This is a genomic window from Pseudomonas sp. C2.3V (assembly GCF_058536325.1).
In genome coordinates this window covers 2,846,819-2,865,284 of the sequence record NZ_JBZUBN010000001.1, presented here as the reverse complement: position 1 = coordinate 2,865,284, position 18,466 = coordinate 2,846,819, and the positions used below count along the sequence as shown (strand labels likewise).

The following is an 18,466-nucleotide window of genomic DNA, read 5'->3' as shown; positions in this document are numbered from 1 at the left end:
GCTTTTCGGTGCTGGTGGAGACCTGTCAAAGCTGATAATCTCGGCTCGCCTTCATCGTATGAGTAGGCGATACAATCACAACAAGATCACGTTGTCGCTTAGGAGTGGGCTTCCATGACCCCGAATTTCTGGAAGGACAAATATCCGGACGGTATCGCTTCCGAGATCGACCCTGATCGTTATCCTAATGTCCAGACGGTCCTCAGGGAGTCCTGCGAGCGTTTCGCCGACAAGATTGCCTTCAGCAATTTAGGGCAGACCCTCACGTATCGTGAGCTGTATAGCCTGTCTGGGCAGTTTGCGGCTTATCTTCAGAATCATACCGATCTCAAGCCGGGCGACAGGATCGCCATACAGCTTCCCAATGTTCTGCAATACCCGATTGCCGTCTTTGGTGCTATGCGTGCGGGGCTGATCGTCGTCAATACGAACCCGCTGTATACCGCGCGTGAGATGCAGCACCAATTCAAGGACGCCGGTGCGCTGGCGCTGGTGTGTCTGGCCAACATGGCTCACCTTGCCGAGCAGGTCTTGCCCAATACGCAGATTCGCCATGTCATCATTACGGAAGTAGGTGACATGCTGCCTCCGCTCAAGCGCCTGGTGGTCAATAGCGTAGTCAAATACGTAAAGAAAATGGTCCCGGCCTACCGGTTGCCTCAGGCTGTGAAGTTCACGACTGCTCTTGCCAAGGGGCGCCAGGGTGCTCTCAAGGAAAGCCAGCCGCACGGAGATGATGTCGCTGTGCTGCAGTACACCGGAGGTACTACAGGTATTGCCAAGGGCGCCATGCTGACGCACCGGAACCTGCTGGCCAATATGCTGCAGTGTCAGGTTCTGATGGCCTCGAATATGAAAGAAGGCCGCGAGATTGTAATCGCGCCGCTGCCGCTGTATCACATCTATGCGTTCACTTTTCATTGCATGGCGATGATGCTTCTGGGCAACCACAACGTGCTGATCACTAATCCACGTGACTTGCCTACAATGATCAAGGACCTGTCCAAGTGGAAGTTCACGGGGTTCGTCGGGCTCAATACGCTATTTGTGGCGTTGTGTAATAATGAGGCCTTCCGCGCCTTGGATTTCTCTGCTCTGAAGGTAACGCTTTCTGGCGGTATGGCCTTGCAGCACGCGGTTGCCGAGCGCTGGGAGCAGGTAACCGGATGTGGCGTCTGTGAAGGGTACGGCATGACCGAGACCAGTCCTGTCGTCAGTGTGAACCCTATCCAGCATCGACGCATTGGCACCATCGGTATCCCGGTACCCTCTACGGACTGTAAGGTAGTGGATGAGGATGGCGTTGCCCAGCCGTTCGGGCAGCCTGGTGAACTCTGTGTCCAGGGCCCTCAGGTCATGAAGGGGTACTGGAACCGCCCCGAGGCGACTGCCGAAGTATTGAGTCCGGAAGGTTGGCTGCGTACCGGTGATATCGCAGTAATCGATCCAGACGGATATATCCGAATCGTGGATCGTAAAAAGGATATGATTCTGGTTTCCGGGTTCAACGTGTATCCGAATGAACTGGAGGATGTACTGGCTCAGCTACCAGGCGTCCTGCAGTGTGCAGCGATTGGCGTGCCGGATGAAAAGGCGGGCGAGCAGATCAAGGTATTCGTTGTACCTAAGCCTGGTGCCTCCCTGACGACCGAGCAGGTGCTCAAGCACATGCACGATAATTTGACAGGCTATAAACGACCCAGGCAGGTCGAGTTCCGAGACAGTCTGCCTACGACAAATGTCGGCAAGATTCTGCGCCGCGAATTGCGTGATGCCGAGCTGAAAAAGCTCAAGGCCTGATCGGCTTTTCCTGCACAGAGCCCCGACTTTCGGGGCTTTGTCGTTTTCGTTTGGGCAAACCTGCGACAATGCCCATCTCTCTTTATAAGGTGCCTGAACTGGCGAACCGAGCCAGCCTTTCAGGTTCCTACTTGAAATGGTTGCCATATAGCATTCAATGACTGAGCAAACATCGTCTTTCGAACAACTTTCCAAGCGTCTGGACCAAGCCCTTACTGCCGATCGGCACCGCTTGCGTCGCCAATTGGGTGACCTGCGCAAGAAGCCTGATGATGCCCGGCTTGCACAGTGGACAGAGCGCTTTCAGGCCTCCTGCGCCAAAGTGGAGGCGCGTCGTGCCAGTGTGCCGATCATGCGCTATGACGACAACCTGCCCATCGCCGCCAAGCGCGAAGAGATCAAGGCGGCGCTTGAAAAGCATCAAGTAGTCGTGATCGCCGGTGAAACCGGCTCAGGCAAGACCACGCAGTTGCCCAAGATCTGTTTGGAGATCGGCCGAGGTATACACGGCCTGATCGGCCATACTCAGCCGCGTCGCCTGGCGGCGCGTAGTGTAGCCAGCCGTGTTGCTGAAGAAATCGGTACTCCCTTGGGGGAGCTGGTAGGTTATCAGGTGCGCTTTGAGGATCAGTCCAATGAGCGCAGCCTGATCAAGCTGATGACTGACGGCATTCTCCTGGCTGAAACCCAGCATGACCGTTACCTTGAGCGCTATGACACGATCATTGTCGATGAGGCGCATGAGCGCAGTCTGAACATCGATTTTCTGCTGGGCTTTCTGAAGACCCTGCTGCCGCGGCGCCCGGATCTCAAGCTGATCATCACGTCAGCGACCATTGATCTGGAGCGCTTCTCCAAACATTTCGGCGATGCCCCCATCGTCGAAGTGTCGGGACGGACCTATCCTGTTGAGACTTGGTATCGTCCTTTGGCCGCAGAAACGGATGAAGATGGCGAACGTCTGGAAGACGATCTGAGCGTTGATCAGGGCATCCTGGCGGCGCTGGATGAGCTGGAAGCCTTCGAGCGCAGCGAGCATAAGCGACCCGGCGACGTATTGGTGTTCCTGCCAGGGGAGCGTGAAATTCGAGATGCAGCCGAAGTGCTGCGCAAGGCTAACCTCAAGCACACGGAAATCCTGCCGCTGTACGCGCGGCTTACGCCAGCCGAACAACAGAAGATTTTTCAGTCCCATCCCGGGCGGCGTGTAGTCCTGGCGACCAACGTGGCTGAAACATCGTTGACTGTGCCGGGTATCCGTTACGTCATTGACAGCGGCACGGCTCGTATCAGCCGCTACAGCTATAGAGCGAAGGTTCAGCGGCTGCCTATCGAGGCGGTTTCCCAAGCCAGTGCCAATCAGCGTAAGGGGCGCTGTGGACGGGTGGAGCCCGGTATCTGCATTCGTTTGTATAGCGAAGAAGACTTTCTTTCACGTCCAGCTTTTACGGACCCTGAGATTCTGCGAACCAATCTGGCCGCGGTCATTCTTCAGATGCTGCACCTGCGGCTCGGTCGGATTGAGGACTTTCCCTTCATCGAGCCACCGGATGGTAAGGCGATCAAGGATGGTTTTACGCTGCTTCAAGAGCTGTCGGCGGTAACGAATCAGGGACAACTGACAGCATTAGGACGGCAACTGGCGCGCCTGCCAATCGATCCTCGTCTAGGCCGCATGCTGCTGGAGGCGGCAGAGCAGGGCAGTCTTTCCGACGTTCTGATTGTAGCCAGTGCATTGTCTGTGCAGGATCCCCGTGATCGCCCGGCGGAGCGTCAGCAGGCTGCCGATCAGGCTCATGCCCAGTGGAAAGATCCAGACTCGGACTTCGGTGCGCTAATCAAGCTGTGGCATGGCTTCGAGGAGCAGCGCCAGGCGCTCGGCTCGAATGCGCTTCGTAGCTGGTGTCGCAGAAATTTTCTCAATTACTTGCGCCTGCGTGAATGGCGAGATGCGCACCGTCAGCTGACCTTGATCTGCCGGGAGCTCAAGCTCAAGAGTAAGCCTGCTGACGCACAGCCTGTTGTTCAGGCGCCTGTAATCGAAGAAAGCTCGCCTTCGACTGACAAGAAAGTCAACACCAAAGCTGCCCTGCAGGCCGAAGCGGCCGAGGCTGCACAGCGGGCGAAAAGTTATGCCTCGGTGCACAAGGCCATTCTGTCAGGTCTCTTAAGCCAAATTGGTAACAGGACTGAAGAGGGCGACTTTCAGGGGGCCCGCCAGCGACGCTTCTGGATTCATCCATCCAGCGTTATTGGCCGCAAGAAGCCAAACTGGGTAATGGCGGCCGAGCTGGTTGAAACGACCAAACTGTTTGCGCGCATGGTAGCCAAGATCGATGCGGATTGGATCGAGCCGCTGGCGCGCCATCTCACCAAGGCTAATTACTTCGAACCACATTGGGAGAAGCGTCGAGGACAGGTAATTGCGTACGAGCAGATTACGCTGTATGGGCTGATCATTGTAGCCAAACGGCCCGTGCATTATGGGCCTATCGACCCTGCCGTTTCTCGTGAGTTGTTTATCCGTGAAGGCTTGGTGAGAGGCGAGATCCAGTCGCGCGCGAAGTGCCTGAGCGCCAATCGCCAACTGCTGGAACGACTTGATGAGTTGGAGGCCAAAGCGCGTCGGCGTGACATTCTTGCCGATGAAGAGACGCTGTTCGAGTATTACTCGGCTCGTTTGCCTGCCGATATTTACCAGACAGCAACCTTTGACAGCTGGTACAAGCGGGAAAGCGCTAAGAACCCGCAGCTGCTGATCATGCGCGAGGAGGATGTGCTCGCCCGTGAGGCCAGCGAAGTTACCGCAGCGCAGTATCCAGATACGTTACGTATCGGCGATCTGCAGCTACCGCTGACTTACGAGTTTGACCCCGCCCAGCCACGCGATGGCGTAACCCTGCGTGTACCGGCGCCCCTGTTGTCACAATTGCCACCGGAGCGACTGGAATGGCTCGTGCCAGGGTTGTTATACGACAAGGCCGTTGCGTTGGTGCGCAACCTGCCCAAGGCGATTCGCAAGAATTTTGTTCCGGTTCCGGATTTCGTCAAGGCAGCATTGAGCAAGATCACCTTTGGACAAGGATCACTATACGAAAGCCTGGGACGTGAGCTGTTACGCATGACCGGAGCGCGGATACCTGAAGATTCCTGGCCGGAGGCTGCCAATCTGCTTGATAGACATCTTCGAATGAACATCGAGGTTGTCGATGCCAGCGGCAAGTACTTGGGTGAAGGCCGTGACCTCACAGAGCTGACAGCCCGTTTTGCCGAAGCCAGCCAGGCCGCTCTGGCCGTTCCTCAGCAAAAGGCCGAACAGCAAAAGCCTGTTGAGGCTAAAGCCTTTGCAATCGTCCCACAGCAGGCCCAGCAAAAGATCGCAGGTCTCTCCATGACAGTGTATCCGGCGCTGGTGGAGGAGAACGGTGTAGTCAAGGAGGGCCGGTTCTCTACCCAGTCGGAAGCGGAGTTCCAGCATCGCCGGGCACTACAGCGGCTTTTGTTGCAGCAGTTGAGCGATCAGGTCAAGTTCCTGCGCAATAAGCTGCCTGGGCTGACCGAGCTAGGATTGCTTTATCGAGACCTGGGACGTATCGACTCACTGGTTGAGGATATCCTTCTGGCCAGCCTTGATAGCTGCATTCTGGACGGTGAACAGCCGTTGCCTCGAGAGGGGGCTGCTTTGGCTTCGCTGGCCGAGAAAAAGCGAGGCGGGCTGACCGAGCATGCCGAGCGTACGGTACGATTGGTGTTGGAGATTCTCAAGCAGTGGCATGCCCTGCAAAAGCGATTCAAAGGCAAGATCGATCTGGCTCAGGCCATGGCGCTCAACGATATCAAGCAACAGCTCAGTGCTCTGGTTTACCCCGGATTTGTTCGTGAAACGCCTCTGCAATGGCTTAAGGAGTATCCGCGCTATCTCAAGGCTGTCGATCAGCGTCTGGACAAGGTGGGGTCTCAGGTTCAGCGGGATCGGGTCTGGACGAGCGAATTAGCGGGTTACTGGGAGCAATACAAGGCTAGGGCAACCAAGCATGCTCAAGAGGGCAAGCATGATGAGAATCTGGTCTTGTATCGATGGATGCTGGAGGAGTATCGAGTGTCGCTGTTTGCTCAACAGCTGGGTACGCAGATGCCTGTCTCCGACAAGCGCCTCAGCAAGCAATGGCAGTCCGTAGAGGCATAAGGGCTTACGGTAAGAGTAGGGTTGAGTTGCTCAACCCTACTTGCCTGTTATTGGCGGTAAATCCATTCAAGTCCGGGATAATCCGCGAATGCCTGAGGAAAAAGATAGTCACCTCGGAAAACTGGGACATCCAGACTTGTCCAGCGGGGCGCGAAAGAGGGTAGTTGAGTAGCAATCGCTTCAGCCAATAGTGTTGTGCAATAAAGATGGGGCTTGTCGCGCGGTTCGAGCACAAAGGTTCGTCCCAAAGTACTTTTCAGATACTGCGCAATGCGTTCCTTTTGTTCAGGATTCAAAAAAGTCGGCCGTGCTACTGCGAAATGCCTTGCCATGTCTGGCTTTAGAAACTCATCTAAAGGCGTAAGCAGGACTTGGTTTGGATGTGCAGGATCATCGTCTGTTGTGGCATGAACGATCAGGACCGTAGGTGTTGTGGCGACAACCATGCCTACGTGGGAAAACCTGCTACCACTCACTTGTTCTACGATTTGACTGTCTGTTGATGTTCCCAGTCGAAACAGCCAGTCGCCAACTGCCAGTGACGACGGGCTCAGGCGCTGCCCGGGGAGGGTAGGTAATGCCTGAGGCTGGCGGCCTTCGTAGGCCGTTATTGCCAGGCCCATGCACAGCAGGGCTGTTAGAGCCCAACGACACAAACTGTTCATCTGTCGAATAGCAAAAGGCTTTATCCGATGTGGACAAAGCCCTCGTCCAATCAGATCTTGATCTTCCAGTCGCCGTCGCTCTGAATTAGATGAGTGTGTTCAGTACGGGTTTCGCCGTCTTTTTTGAAAGTAACCGTTACGCTGACATCGGCGCGTGTCTTGTCATCGTTATAGGTTGTTTTTTCGGCTTTTATACTCTTGACGCCACCCAGTGATTCGGCCTGTTTAGCCCTTTCCGTAAGCAGCATCTGAAACTTGCCACGTACAAAGTCCTTTGCGTTCGCATTCGCATCCTTGGGTACATCGATCAGATCCATCATGGTATCGAGGTCTTGGGTGTAAGCCGCTTTTATGAAGCGCTCCGCAACGCTTTCCGGGGTGTTGGCACCAGAGCAGGCGACCAGGAAGGAGGCAACAAAAATCAGGGCGAACCATTTCTTGATAAGAAACATATGAAATCCTTTTCGTAGATCAGTAGCTAGAAATCTAGGGCGGCGGATTTTACTTAATCACACCTCTATTAGGTGAGAGCTAATCGTGATTTAGCCGTGCTCTACCAATGTGTGGATACATAAAAAGCGATTTGCGGACAATCAAGGCTGCCAGCCTGCTCACTCGTCGCTGCTCGAGAGACGTAGAATGTACCTTAGCCAATAACAGGAGTATGGCTATGGAGAAGGTGGCAATAGGGATCGTTGGGGCAGGTACCGCAGGTTTGGCTACGGCTACTTTCCTGGCCCGCAGGGGTTACCAGGTCAGGCTGTTCGAACGTGTACCTAAATTGCGGACGGTTGGTGCAGGCATTCTATTGCAACCTTCGGGGTTGGCAGTACTACACACGTTGGGCGTGCTGACCGAATGTACTGCTCTAGGTGCGCCAATCAGCCGCCTCTACGGAACATCCATGCAGGGCAAACGCGTCGTTCTGGATACCCGTTATGATGCTTGGAGGCCAGGTAGTTTTGGATTGGGTATTCACCGCGGCGTCCTGATGACTTCCTTACTGAACGCTGCGCGATATGCAGGCGTCAGTATAGAAACCAGCAGTGACATCACCCGTTTTCATCAAACATCAAGTCACGTCCAGCTTTTTCATCGAGACGCACAGGGCAACGAGAGCTTGTTAGGTGATTTTGCTGCGTTGATTCTGGCAGACGGAACACGTTCGGCATTACGTGGGCAGATGGCTGTTAAACAACATGTCAAACCCTACCCATGGGGTGCGTTGTGGAGCATGGTCTCGACGCCAGCACACGCGGACTCTACAGAGTTACGCCAATGGTACAGACACTGTTCTGAGATGTTCGGAATCATGCCTACAGGCTGTACGCATCAAAAACGCGATGTCCAGCTGAGCAGCCTGTTCTGGAGTCTGCCCGTCATCGATTATCCCCAATGGCAGACAGCGGGTCTGGATAGCTGGAAAAGGCAGGTTGTGAAATTGGCTGGCGAAACCGCAAGGCCTTTCTTGCAACAGATTAATCAATCAGAGCAACTAGCATTTGCCGCTTACGCAGATGTCTGGATGCAACGCTGGAGTGATGGGCGAGTACTGGCTATCGGTGATTGCGCACATGCAATGAGTCCTCAATTGGGTCAGGGTGCAAACATGGCGTTGGTCGATGCCGCTGCGCTGGCCGATGCCGTAGATATGTCGATGCCCTCCCGAGACCACTGGCCAACTGTCTTTGAGGCCTATAGTGTCGCCCGCCGTGAGCATTTACGTTATTACCGGCAAGCCAGCCGTTTTCTGACTCCACTGTTTCAGTCGCATAGCAAGGCCCTTGGTTGGTTGCGTGACAGTGCCTTGTTTTTAGCCCGTCACAACGTATTTGGACGCAGGCATGCGGTTACTACCTTGGTAGGCGCTCGAACAGGATGGCTACTGTCGACTAGACGAGAAGAGACGCTTTATCACTGGGACGGCCAGCAAGATAAGACTTGGGGCTGGAGTAACAATGAAATATCCGGCTCTGAATTGATTCACTAAGTCTTTAGTAGAAGGGTAATTTTATTCAATACCACATGAGGCTGGCGAAATATGGTGTCTGTTCCTTGAATACATGAGCAGACATCAATGGACGTGTTGTTTTCCATGGCCGGCTTCGCCCTGGCTTCTTCTATTTCACCTGGTCCCGTCAATCTTGTAGCCCTAAGTTCGGGAGCCTGTTATGGCTTTCGTAAGAGCCTTAGGCACGTCACAGGAGCAACGACCGGCTTTACAGCACTTCTTTTGCTTATTGGTCTGGGATTGTACGAAGTGCTGGCCCGCATCCCGGAACTGATCAAGCTCATTCAATGGAGTGGCGTTGCCTTTCTTTTTTATATGGCCTACCAGCTTGCAATGGATGATGGGGTGCTGGATATAAAAGAGGAAGGTTCTGGCCCCTCAATGATGCGCGGCGCGCTGATGCAATGGCTGAACCCTAAAGCCTGGCTGGCCTCGTTGGCAGGTATGGGGCTTTTCGTTGCCGATGGCAATACGGTCATGGTCTGGACGTTTGCCATCCTCTACTTCGTGGTTTGCTATGGCTCGGTTGCCTGCTGGGCATTTACCGGTAGTTTTCTGCGCCGTTATGTGCAAAAACCAAGTCGTGTTCGGTTCCTGAATCGGATGATGGCAGGGTTGCTGGTCGCCAGTGCTTTATACCTTTTACAAGGTTAGTGAGGAAGGCAAATGTCAGCCGCGATAGTGCCCAGGCGTAGCAGCCAAGTGCCGTTTGAAAGTGCGCTGGAAGTGAGCCTGGTCAGCGAAACCGGTTGCCATCGCCACGTCAGCAAGACTGTGTCCTTGCCGAAGCCATTGGCGGCTGAGCTGGATACGTCGGTTGATCAAGTAGGCATGGGGCGTCAAGCCATAGTGATCCTTGAACGCCCTGATGAGATAGGACGCCGATAATTCCGCCGCGGTGGCGATGTCATCCAGGGTCAGCGGTTCAGCGCAGTGCTCACGGATAAAGTCGGCGGCTCGCTTAAGGTGTACATGGGGTATTTCTGGAGCTTTAGCGGGGCGCGTCGAAAGCGATCGTTGCAGCTGGAGAAAAAAGTCGAGGGTTGCGCTGTGCTTGTAAAGCCTGTCGTTACATGGTGATGTCAGTGTTTCATGCAGCCTGACGAGTCCTGTGTGTAGGGCAGGTACGCGCGTATGGATGACATCAAACGGCACGAATGAGTCCTGCGTGCTATATCCCGACTCCGTCTGTAGCCTGCCCAGCCACTGCGTATCGATATAAAACATCTGATAGGCCCAGTGTTCGCCCTTGACGGGATTACAGGCATGTACCGTCTCAGGATTCACTATCACAACGGAGCCCTGGCTTATCTGGGTTTGGCTTCGGGCATTGAGGTAGTGACTTCGACCCGCCGTAATGGCCCCGATGGAGAAGGTGTCATGCGTATGCTTGGCATGACTTACCTGACGACCATCATTGACTGTACGAATCTCGATGAACGGCAGTGCGTCGTCGCGCCAGAATCGGGAATTTAGGCATTGTGCGGCTGCAAAATTCACGCGGGACCTCAGGCGGTAGTCGGCAGCTTATGACTATAGCGCTTCTGGTAATGCTATGAGGTTCTGTTAGAGCAACTAAAGAACTTCATTCTGTCGGCTGTACTGCCGAGCATTAAGCATCGGAGGCGCCTAATCGCTCTATAGAGGTATGGCAGTTTAATCCAGGAGTCGTTATGAGCACACTGGAGCAAGAAATCGAACGCAGGATTGCGCGAGAGGTGGCAGCCTGGCAGAAACAGGTGAAGGGCAAGGGCGAGCCAACCAAAATCGATGAAGGATGGCTACAAACACCTGAAGGGCTTCGAATGCCGTTTCGTGTCCTGAAGAATGCAGGCATTCCCCCTCAAGAGATTGAGCTCTTTAATCAGCGTGCCCGTTTGAAGGAGGAAATCAGCAATACCCAGGATACAGCCCTGCGAACGCAACTATTAAAAAAGCTCAGTGCATTGGAGCAGGTGCTTGCCTTTCGCCTGGAAAAGCTCAGGCAAATGGGAAGAGGTTGAAGTCTCCAGAGACTGTGGAGCAGGCCGGCCGATAGCGTACTGCTCCACAATATTTTAGGCGTCAGGCTTGGCCAGCCAATGATCTACGGTTTTCTGATATTCACCAGTTGCTTTGTAGAGGTGAAGCCACTGATCGATATAGGCTTTCCAGGCGACATCATCCCTGGGCAGCAAAAAAGCCTTTTCACTGTACTGCATGGGCTTATCTGGATTAACTGCGCACAGGGAGGGGTAGCGTTTCTGTTGAAACAATGCCTCCGAGGCGTCAGTAATCATGACGTCGGCTTCTTTGCTGACAAGTTTTTCAAAAATCGTGACGTTATCCTTGAAGAGGCTCAGCTGGGCTTGCGGTAACTCGCGGTGAGCAAACGCTTCGTTGGTACCACCTGGCGGCTCTATCAAGCGGACCGAGGGCTGGTTGATCTGCTCAATGGTTTCAAAGCGTTTGGCATCATCACAGCGAACCAGAGGGATCTTTCCATCCACCGTAATGGCGTCACTGAAAAAGGCTTTTTTCTGACGCTCGAGGGAAATCGATACGCCTCCTACCGATATATCGCAGCGGCCCTCCAGAAAGTCTGGCATTAACGTCTTCCAACTGGTTTTTACCCACTCAACGTCAGCGCCAAGGCTTTTGGCCAGTGCCTCGGCCATCGTGATCTCAATTCCTTCGTACACGCCATCGTCACGGAGAAAGGTGTACGGCTTGTAGTCGCCTGTGGTGCAAACGCGAAGTGTCTTTTTTTGTATAACCGTATCAAGGTGCGAGGTGCTGTCTGCTGCGTAGACGCTGGTGGCCGCCATAAGCAGTCCTGCTACCGCAAATGCCTTCATGGTCACGATCCTTTTTATTGTCGTTTTTGATACCGCTCACGCTACCCGAGCGACAAACCGATTCACAAGGGTTTCCTGTGTCGAACTGGCCGGTATGAGGCAGGTCCACCGTTGGTAGGCATACTTATGAGGACATGACCATGCATCTTATTGAGTCAAATGTATTCGCAACACGCGCCATGCCTTTTCACTTAGCCGGAAAGGAAGACGGCACCTCGATAGAAAATGTGCCTGGTGGCAGTTATGACGTGGATGAAGATTTCATCGAGTCAGTGGGCGATGGAAGTCAAATGGACGAGAATGAGGAAGAGCGCTAAAGCCCATCGTCCTCAACATTTCGAGTCGAGCTGTTGAGGACGTTTCGCACAGGCTTCAGTTTCTTTCCTTATAAGGGCCACTATCAAATGCATGGGGCATTACGATAAGGCCAGCTTTTTGCATCGTGATTGGCAGACAGTTATCGACTAGGGATCGGAACGGTCTGCTTAATCATTGGGGAGCTTTTTGTCGCGACAGGCCACGGGTAAACAAGACCAAAACGGTCACAAAAGAAAAATAAATGTCAGTGAACAGATTTTGGATCTTTTATGCCGATTACCCATCCTTGCGTAATAAGAAACATGCCCCTTTCACGGAGTTAGAAGGGAAGACTATGTTCAAGTTTGTCGCTACGACACTGTTTGCGGCATCACTCGCTGTTGCTTATATCACTCCGGCAGTAGCCGAAGAGCCCATTGTTATCAAATTTTCGCATGTCGTAACGGACGATACGCCTAAAGGGAAGGGTGCTCGTCTATTCCAGAAGCTTGTTCAGGAGCGTCTGGCAGGCAAAGTGAAAATCGAGGTCTATCCGAACTCGACATTGTACGGCGATGCCGATGAGCTCGACGCCCTGCAGCGTAACGAAGTTCAGATGCTGGCGCCTTCGGTCTCCAAGTTCGACCAGTACACCAAGCAGCTCGAAATTTTTGATATGCCGTTCCTGTTCGATGACCTTGAGGCCGTCAAGCGCTTCGAGAAGCGGGACAAAAGTCGTGAGCTTCTAGGCTCCATGGCCGGCCAGGGCATTTATGGACTGGCGTTCTGGAATAACGGCATGAAGCAGTTTTCTGCCAATCGCGAACTGCGTAAGCCAGCAGACGCGCACGGACTGGCGTTCCGAATTCAGGCTTCCAATCTGCTGGAGGATCAGTTCAAGCAGATCGGAGCATCGGCACTGAAATTGCCATTCAGCCAGTCCTTCAAGGCTCTCCAGAGTGGGCAGGTACAGGGTACGGAAAACACTTGGTCTAACCTTTACAGCCAAAAGCTCAACACCGTTCAGCCATACATTACTGAAAGCAATCATGGCGTGCTGGTGTATATGCTGATCACTAACTCGAAGTTCTGGAACTCGCTGCCCTTTGGCGTCCGCACTCAGCTTGAGCAGATTTCTGACGAAGTGACGCAGTTTGTTAATAAGGAAGCCGAGGCGATTAATAACAAGGATCGTGACAACATTTTGGGCTCAGGTACCAGCAAGCTGGTTACATTGACGCCATCCGAGCGGCAGGCATGGAGGGAGGCGATGCAGCCATTGGTGAAGAAATACGAGCCTGAGATTGGAGCCGATGTCATTCGAGCGGCACAGCTCGTCAATCGGTGATACCCGACACATAGTTGGCTGTATCTCCCAACCTTGCGCCAGGCAGGGTTGGGAGGCTTCAAAAATGAACAGTGCGCTCACTTCGGTGCCCAAACGTATAGGTCCTTATGGGGAAACACTATGCGTAAAATCATTTCGTTCGTTTTTGCTGCCTCGATAATGCCGGCAGTGTGCCTGGCTCAAGGCCTTGAGCTTGACCAGGATGTAGGGGATCTCAATATTCTGGCTGAGTCTTCCAGTCAGGAATTACCTAATGATGCGCCTCAGACCATCACGTTAACCAATAACGAAAAGACGCCAGTCAAATGCTGGTTACAGGCACATGGGCCCAAGGATAGCGAACAGGAAGAGCCTGTAATTGAGCCGGGCAAGTCGGCGATACTGCGTATGCCGGGCAAGTCAGCCGAGACGCCGACCAAGGCCAAGCTGGTATGTCGCAAGCAGTAATTTTTTCTCATTATAAAAAACAAGCGCCATTTTCAGGCGCTTGTTTGCTACGAAAAGCCAGAAGCTGATGGCTTAGAACTTGGCTTCAAGATCCAATTGCAAGGTATCAACGTCAGCATCACGCTTGGTGCGGCTGGCAAAGTCAGACTTGGCCATGTAGTAGGTCGCGCCAAGACCAAAGTTCTTGTCGATATCGTAGCTGACCTTGAACTTGTGCCCACGAGAGCCGACATAGCCATTGGCAAAATCGGAGTCAGTAAACGCACCCACTACGGCGTTACGCTGAACGTCGCGATAGTTGTAATCGAAGCCAATACCGTAAGCCTTGGTTTTCAGGCCTGCCAACCAGGCGGTGTCGTTATCGTCGGCCTCGCTGTTAACAACATACTGGCCGTATAGCGACAATGGAATGGCCAAGCCACCAATATCGACTTGACCAAAGCCTTCATACAGGTTGAATTCGTTGGTCGTGTTGCCGTTCGCTTGCAGGGCACAGGGCGTCGTTGTGCTGTTGCCGCACGTGCTGTCCTTGTCCTTGTCGTAACCGTAGATACTCCCACCGACAGTTACCTTCAGGTTGTCGGTAGGCGCAAAGCGGGCACCCAGCTGACCGGCATACAGGCGCAAATCATGCTTGAACTCGTACCCTTCGCCATCAACGTTATCTTTCAGGACGTAGTAGCCGGCGCTGCCAAACAGCTCGGTTGATCCACCCAGGGGATACTTGTAGGTTGCGGCCAAGCCTTCAGGGTTGATGTCACCATCCCAGATGACATCACCCATGCTTACCCAGGGCTGGAGCATCTTGCCACCAATGACGTGCAGATTGGGGACAGCTGTGGGATGAAAGTCGATATACGCCAGGTCCATCCAGATCTGCTTCTTGTTGAAGTAGTTAGTCATGTCCTGGTTTGTGGAGCGTGCATCATCGCCACCGCCTGATGCTACGCGAATACCAGCATCGACCTGAGGATTGATCTGGCTGTAGACACCAAGTCGAGCGCGGATTCGCTGACGATCCCGATCACGACCATTGTCCGGTTCGCCATCGATATCGATATTCTCGTGACGTACGCGTACGTCGCCTTTGATCTGGGTTTTCGCTGCCCAGGCCAGTTTTTCTTCAAACGAGGATAGTTTCTGCTGCTGAGCAACCTTCGCCTGTTCTGCGCGCGTCTCGTTATCCAGATCGGCTTTCAATTCAGTGTACTGAGCCGGAGTAATCGAGCCGTTGGCTCTCAACATATCCAGTAGCTTGGCGTCAACCGCCGCATGGGCAGGAATGCTCATAGCCAATAGAAGGCCGCCACAAAGACCTGAGGCTGTTCCTACTGAAAAAAGACGCATATCTCAATCTCCGTATTTTATAAGGGCGACGTGCGTCACCGCTGAACGAGTCGGCTTTCAGGGCCGCTCCAGTGATCGACTCAGGTCGATTCGAAAGCGGCGCCAGTATTACCGCCGCTCATGACGGGTCGGTTACAGATTGGTTTTAGAGCGATGAAGAAAAAATGAAAAACTAAATATCGTTAGCGTTCTTCATGTTCTCTCTGGTGAGAAAGCCGACTTGTTAGGGAGATAAGTGCTGAGGCAGAAAGTTAGCAAAAAACATCTATCCAGGCAGCCTGATAAGCCAATAGGGTTTGGCCTGGATTTGCGGCACAATAGTGGCTTATTTTATAAAAATCAGAGGAATGATCGTGCATCAGGCAGTCATTAGCGGTACCGGCCTGTATACCCCGCCGAACAGCATCTCCAATGACGAGTTGGTCGCTTCCTTCAATGCCTATGTTCATCAGTACAATACGGAACATGCCGACGCGATAGCACGAGGCGAGCAAGAGGCCAAGCAGGAATCCAGCTCAGCCTTTATTGAAAAGGCGTCAGGAATCAAGAGCCGTTATGTCATCGATAAGGATGGGATTCTAGATCCTGCCCGCATGGTGCCTCGTATTCCTGAGCGTAGTAATGATCAATGGTCTGTACTGTGTGAGATGAGCGTGAGCGCGGCGCGGGAAGCCTTGGAGCGAGCAGGGAAGATGCCAGCAGACATTGATGGGGTTATCGTAGCCTGCTCCAACCTGCAACGACCTTATCCTGCGGTCGCCATTGAAGTGCAGGCGGCGCTTGGCATCAATGGATTTGGTTTTGATATGAACGTGGCATGCTCATCGGCTACGTTTGGACTGCAGGCAGCTGCCAATAGCGTACAACTCGGGCAGGCTCGCGCGATTTTGCTGGTGGATCCCGAAATCTGTACCGGTCATTTGAATTTCAGAGACCGAGATAGTCACTTCATTTTTGGCGATGCGGCTACCGCCATGATCATCGAGCGGGCTGATCTGGCAGCGTCTCCTCATCAGTTTGATATTCTGGGGACCAAGCTGCTGACTCAGTTCTCCAACAATATCCGTAACAATTTTGGTTTTCTCAACCGCGCCGCGGAAGAGGGGATGAGTAATCCGGATAAGTTGTTTGTTCAGGAAGGGCGCAAGGTATTCAAGGAAGTATGCCCCATGGTGGCCGATTTGATCGCCGAGCATCTGGCCGAACTGAACATTCCGGTCGAGCAGGTGCGGCGGTTTTGGTTACACCAGGCCAATCTGAATATGAACCAGTTGATCGTTCGAAAGCTGCTTGGGCGTGACGCTAAGCCAGATGAAGCGCCTGTCATTCTGGATACCTATGCCAATACCAGCTCTGCGGGCTCGGTGATTGCGCTTCACCTGAATCAGGATGACCTGACGGCAGGTGACCTTGGAGTACTCAGCTCCTTTGGCGCTGGTTACTCCATTGGCTCCGTGGTGCTACGCAAGCGCTGAGCATCAGCGCGGCAGGCGGCGTCATCAGCCTGTCATGCAGCTGAGGTAAATAGCTCACCTGACTGTCAGCGCGCTGCTGACGGGCTAGCGCAAGTTCATTAGTTCTTTTTGCCCCGCTTGTCGGGGCTTTTTTATGAGCTAAAGAAATGCCGTTTCTGTCCGATCTATACGGATATACGCATAGACAGGGCGAGCTTCGTAAAGAGCCGGTTCGATCATAAGTATTTGTGTATTCAACAAAATATTTTAAAAGAATGCATAAATATCGTTGACACAAACCCCAGGGCCTCTTAAGATTCGCACCGTCTTAGCGACGGGGCTATAGCTCAGCTGGGAGAGCGCTTGCATGGCATGCAAGAGGTCGACGGTTCGATCCCGTCTAGCTCCACCAAATTCCCAGAATCAGCCAATGGCTGGTTTTAATCGAAGGTTTCGTCCCCTTCGTCTAGTGGCCTAGGACACCGCCCTTTCACGGCGGTAACAGGGGTTCGAGTCCCCTAGGGGACGCCATATATAGCTACTTGTCTAAAGTGGCACTGTGTTACGGGGCTATAGCTCAGCTGGGAGAGCGCTTGCATGGCATGCAAGAGGTCGACGGTTCGATCCCGTCTAGCTCCACCAAATTTCTAGGGCCAGCAAGTGCTGGTTTCAATCGAAGGTTTTGTCCCCTTCGTCTAGTGGCCTAGGACACCGCCCTTTCACGGCGGTAACAGGGGTTCGAGTCCCCTAGGGGACGCCATCTTTATAAAACCGCCTTTATAGGCGGTTTTTTTTCGCCTGCAATTTTGTCCTTTTAGCGGTCATATCAGCCGTACGAGGCTGACTGACGAATAAACCTGTTTAAGCAGACTAAACAATAGGTCACTATTCGAATCAGGTCTTGCCCGATAGGCCAGTGAATCAACAGGGGATATCAGTGATTATCGAGCGGCTAGATAACCTGTCCGAGCTGCCTGCGCAGGCGTGGAATGCGCTGTTACCGGATAACCAGCCGTTTATGCGGCATGAATTTCTACATGCTCTGGAGATCAGTGGAAGCGTAGGGCGTCGTACGGGCTGGAAGCCTGCGCACTATATTGTGCGTGATCTAGAGGGTACGTTGAGAGCGGCCATGCCTGCCTACATAAAGTACCACTCCTATGGAGAGTACGTATTTGATTGGGCCTGGGCTGATGCCTGCCACCGTGCGGGTATTGATTATTACCCGAAGCTTCTTGCCGCTGTTCCCTTTTCCCCGGTAGGAGGCGCTCGTCTGCTAGGGGAGCGTACAGCTTGTGAGGAGCTACTGCATGTAGTGACCAGCAAGCTGGAGGGCCGCGGACTTTCGAGTCTGCATGTCAATTTCACCAACGAAGCGACAGATCACTTGTTGACTGATCGGGAAGGCTGGCTCGAACGACTTGGGTGTCAGTTTCATTGGCACAACAGAGGGTATCGGGATTTTCAGGACTTCCTGGATGCGCTGGCGTCACGTAAGCGCAAGCAGCTCCGCAAGGAGCGTGAGCAAGTTGCAGGGCAGGGTATCGATTTTGAATGGCGAGAGGGTGGGTCGCTTACTGAGCAGGAGTGGGATTTTGTCTATGCCTGTTATGCCAATACGTACGCCGTAAGAGGGCAGGATCCCTACCTGACCCGTGAGTTCTTCAGCGAACTGGCTGAGCGCATGCCTGAGGCCATTCGCGTTGTCCTGGCTCGTCAGGAGAGCCGACCTGTGGCCATGGCATTTTACCTGTGCGATGAAAAGACTCTTTACGGACGTTACTGGGGCTGTCTGGCTGAGTTTGACCGGCTGCATTTTGAGACATGTTTCTATCAGGGGATTGATCATGCCATTAGTGAAGGGCTGACCCGCTTTGATGCGGGCGCGCAAGGAGAGCACAAGCTGGTTCGGGGGTTTGAGCCGGTCTTTACCCATTCATGGCACTATCTGGTACATCCTGGGCTTCGTGAGGCCGTGAGCGGGTTCCTGGATCAGGAGCGCGAAGGCATCAAGCGTTATGCGCAGGCCGCTACAGACGCATTGCCGTTCCGCCAGGACAGCTAAGTGTAAATA

Annotated in this window: 15 protein-coding genes and 4 tRNA genes; 14 read left to right on the top strand and 5 right to left on the bottom strand. The window is 53.4% G+C overall.

Annotated elements, in window-relative coordinates; all coding sequences use genetic code 11:
- Nucleotides 1-114: 114 nt before the first annotated feature.
- Nucleotides 115-1,800, top strand: coding sequence for a long-chain-fatty-acid--CoA ligase FadD1 (gene fadD1 / locus AC4LF3_RS13585; RefSeq protein ID WP_019367141.1), 1,686 nt, complete (start codon nt 115-117; stop codon nt 1,798-1,800).
- Between the two features lie 157 nt (nt 1,801-1,957).
- Nucleotides 1,958-5,986, top strand: coding sequence for an ATP-dependent RNA helicase HrpA (hrpA, locus tag AC4LF3_RS13580; RefSeq protein WP_491835472.1), 4,029 nt, complete (start codon nt 1,958-1,960; stop codon nt 5,984-5,986).
- Between the two features lie 47 nt (nt 5,987-6,033).
- Here hrpA and AC4LF3_RS13575 read toward each other — a convergent pair whose 3' ends face one another.
- Together AC4LF3_RS13575 and AC4LF3_RS13570 are read right to left on the bottom strand one after the other, a co-directional pair.
- The gene (locus AC4LF3_RS13575; RefSeq protein ID WP_491835471.1) at nt 6,034-6,651 is read right to left on the bottom strand and encodes a YiiX/YebB-like N1pC/P60 family cysteine hydrolase; all 618 of its coding nucleotides are present in this window, start codon (nt 6,649-6,651) and stop codon (nt 6,034-6,036) included.
- A gap of 50 nt (nt 6,652-6,701) precedes the next feature.
- Nucleotides 6,702-7,103: a DUF4878 domain-containing protein gene (locus AC4LF3_RS13570; RefSeq protein ID WP_491835470.1), complete on the bottom strand. Its 402-nt coding sequence runs from the start codon at nt 7,101-7,103 to the stop codon at nt 6,702-6,704.
- 218 nt (nt 7,104-7,321) lie between these two features.
- Between AC4LF3_RS13570 and AC4LF3_RS13565 the strand changes: the two genes are divergently transcribed.
- Together AC4LF3_RS13565 and AC4LF3_RS13560 are read left to right on the top strand one after the other, a co-directional pair.
- Nucleotides 7,322-8,641, top strand: coding sequence for an FAD-dependent oxidoreductase (locus tag AC4LF3_RS13565; RefSeq protein WP_491835469.1), 1,320 nt, complete (start codon nt 7,322-7,324; stop codon nt 8,639-8,641).
- 87 nt (nt 8,642-8,728) lie between these two features.
- Nucleotides 8,729-9,316, top strand: a complete 588-nt coding sequence (locus AC4LF3_RS13560) for a LysE family translocator (RefSeq protein WP_150346956.1) — start codon at nt 8,729-8,731, stop codon at nt 9,314-9,316.
- 15 nt (nt 9,317-9,331) lie between these two features.
- On the opposite strand, the gene AC4LF3_RS13555 is transcribed toward AC4LF3_RS13560, so the two are convergent.
- On the bottom strand, nt 9,332-10,162 hold the full coding sequence (locus AC4LF3_RS13555) for an AraC family transcriptional regulator (RefSeq protein WP_010795112.1): 831 nt from the start codon (nt 10,160-10,162) through the stop codon (nt 9,332-9,334).
- Nucleotides 10,163-10,335: 173 nt separating this feature from the next.
- Here AC4LF3_RS13555 and AC4LF3_RS13550 point away from each other — a divergent pair, with 173 nt between their 5' ends.
- Nucleotides 10,336-10,665: a DnaJ family domain-containing protein gene (locus tag AC4LF3_RS13550; RefSeq protein WP_010795111.1), complete on the top strand. Its 330-nt coding sequence runs from the start codon at nt 10,336-10,338 to the stop codon at nt 10,663-10,665.
- A gap of 54 nt (nt 10,666-10,719) precedes the next feature.
- On the opposite strand, the gene AC4LF3_RS13545 is transcribed toward AC4LF3_RS13550, so the two are convergent.
- Nucleotides 10,720-11,499 (bottom strand): transporter substrate-binding domain-containing protein, encoded by a 780-nt coding sequence (locus tag AC4LF3_RS13545; protein WP_010795110.1) that lies wholly within the window; start codon nt 11,497-11,499, stop codon nt 10,720-10,722.
- A gap of 140 nt (nt 11,500-11,639) precedes the next feature.
- Here AC4LF3_RS13545 and AC4LF3_RS13540 point away from each other — a divergent pair, with 140 nt between their 5' ends.
- The 3 genes from AC4LF3_RS13540 to AC4LF3_RS13530 all read left to right on the top strand — a co-directional run bounded on the left by AC4LF3_RS13540 (nt 11,640) and on the right by AC4LF3_RS13530 (nt 13,591).
- The gene (locus AC4LF3_RS13540; RefSeq protein WP_491835468.1) at nt 11,640-11,816 is read left to right on the top strand and encodes a hypothetical protein; all 177 of its coding nucleotides are present in this window, start codon (nt 11,640-11,642) and stop codon (nt 11,814-11,816) included.
- A gap of 335 nt (nt 11,817-12,151) precedes the next feature.
- On the top strand, nt 12,152-13,144 hold the full coding sequence (locus AC4LF3_RS13535) for a TRAP transporter substrate-binding protein (RefSeq protein WP_407362053.1): 993 nt from the start codon (nt 12,152-12,154) through the stop codon (nt 13,142-13,144).
- Between the two features lie 120 nt (nt 13,145-13,264).
- Nucleotides 13,265-13,591 carry a hypothetical protein gene (locus AC4LF3_RS13530; RefSeq protein WP_150346958.1) on the top strand — a complete coding sequence of 109 codons (327 nt, stop codon included), beginning with the start codon at nt 13,265-13,267 and terminating at the stop codon, nt 13,589-13,591.
- A 72-nt stretch (nt 13,592-13,663) separates the two neighbouring features.
- Here the strand turns inward: AC4LF3_RS13530 and AC4LF3_RS13525 are convergent, their stop codons facing one another.
- Nucleotides 13,664-14,938, bottom strand: coding sequence for a putative porin (locus tag AC4LF3_RS13525; protein WP_074824429.1), 1,275 nt, complete (start codon nt 14,936-14,938; stop codon nt 13,664-13,666).
- Between the two features lie 353 nt (nt 14,939-15,291).
- Between AC4LF3_RS13525 and AC4LF3_RS13520 the strand changes: the two genes are divergently transcribed.
- From AC4LF3_RS13520 to AC4LF3_RS13495, 6 genes are all read left to right on the top strand, one after another.
- Nucleotides 15,292-16,413, top strand: a complete 1,122-nt coding sequence (locus AC4LF3_RS13520) for a beta-ketoacyl-ACP synthase III (protein ID WP_491835467.1) — start codon at nt 15,292-15,294, stop codon at nt 16,411-16,413.
- A 315-nt stretch (nt 16,414-16,728) separates the two neighbouring features.
- Nucleotides 16,729-16,804 (top strand) — tRNA-Ala (locus AC4LF3_RS13515).
- Between the two features lie 43 nt (nt 16,805-16,847).
- Nucleotides 16,848-16,923: transfer RNA gene (locus AC4LF3_RS13510), tRNA-Glu, on the top strand.
- A gap of 35 nt (nt 16,924-16,958) precedes the next feature.
- A tRNA-Ala gene (locus AC4LF3_RS13505) sits at nt 16,959-17,034 on the top strand.
- Nucleotides 17,035-17,076: 42 nt separating this feature from the next.
- Nucleotides 17,077-17,152, top strand: a tRNA-Glu gene (locus tag AC4LF3_RS13500).
- A 177-nt stretch (nt 17,153-17,329) separates the two neighbouring features.
- Nucleotides 17,330-18,457 (top strand): GNAT family N-acetyltransferase, encoded by a 1,128-nt coding sequence (locus AC4LF3_RS13495; protein ID WP_491835466.1) that lies wholly within the window; start codon nt 17,330-17,332, stop codon nt 18,455-18,457.
- The last annotated feature ends 9 nt before the right edge of the window (nt 18,458-18,466 follow it).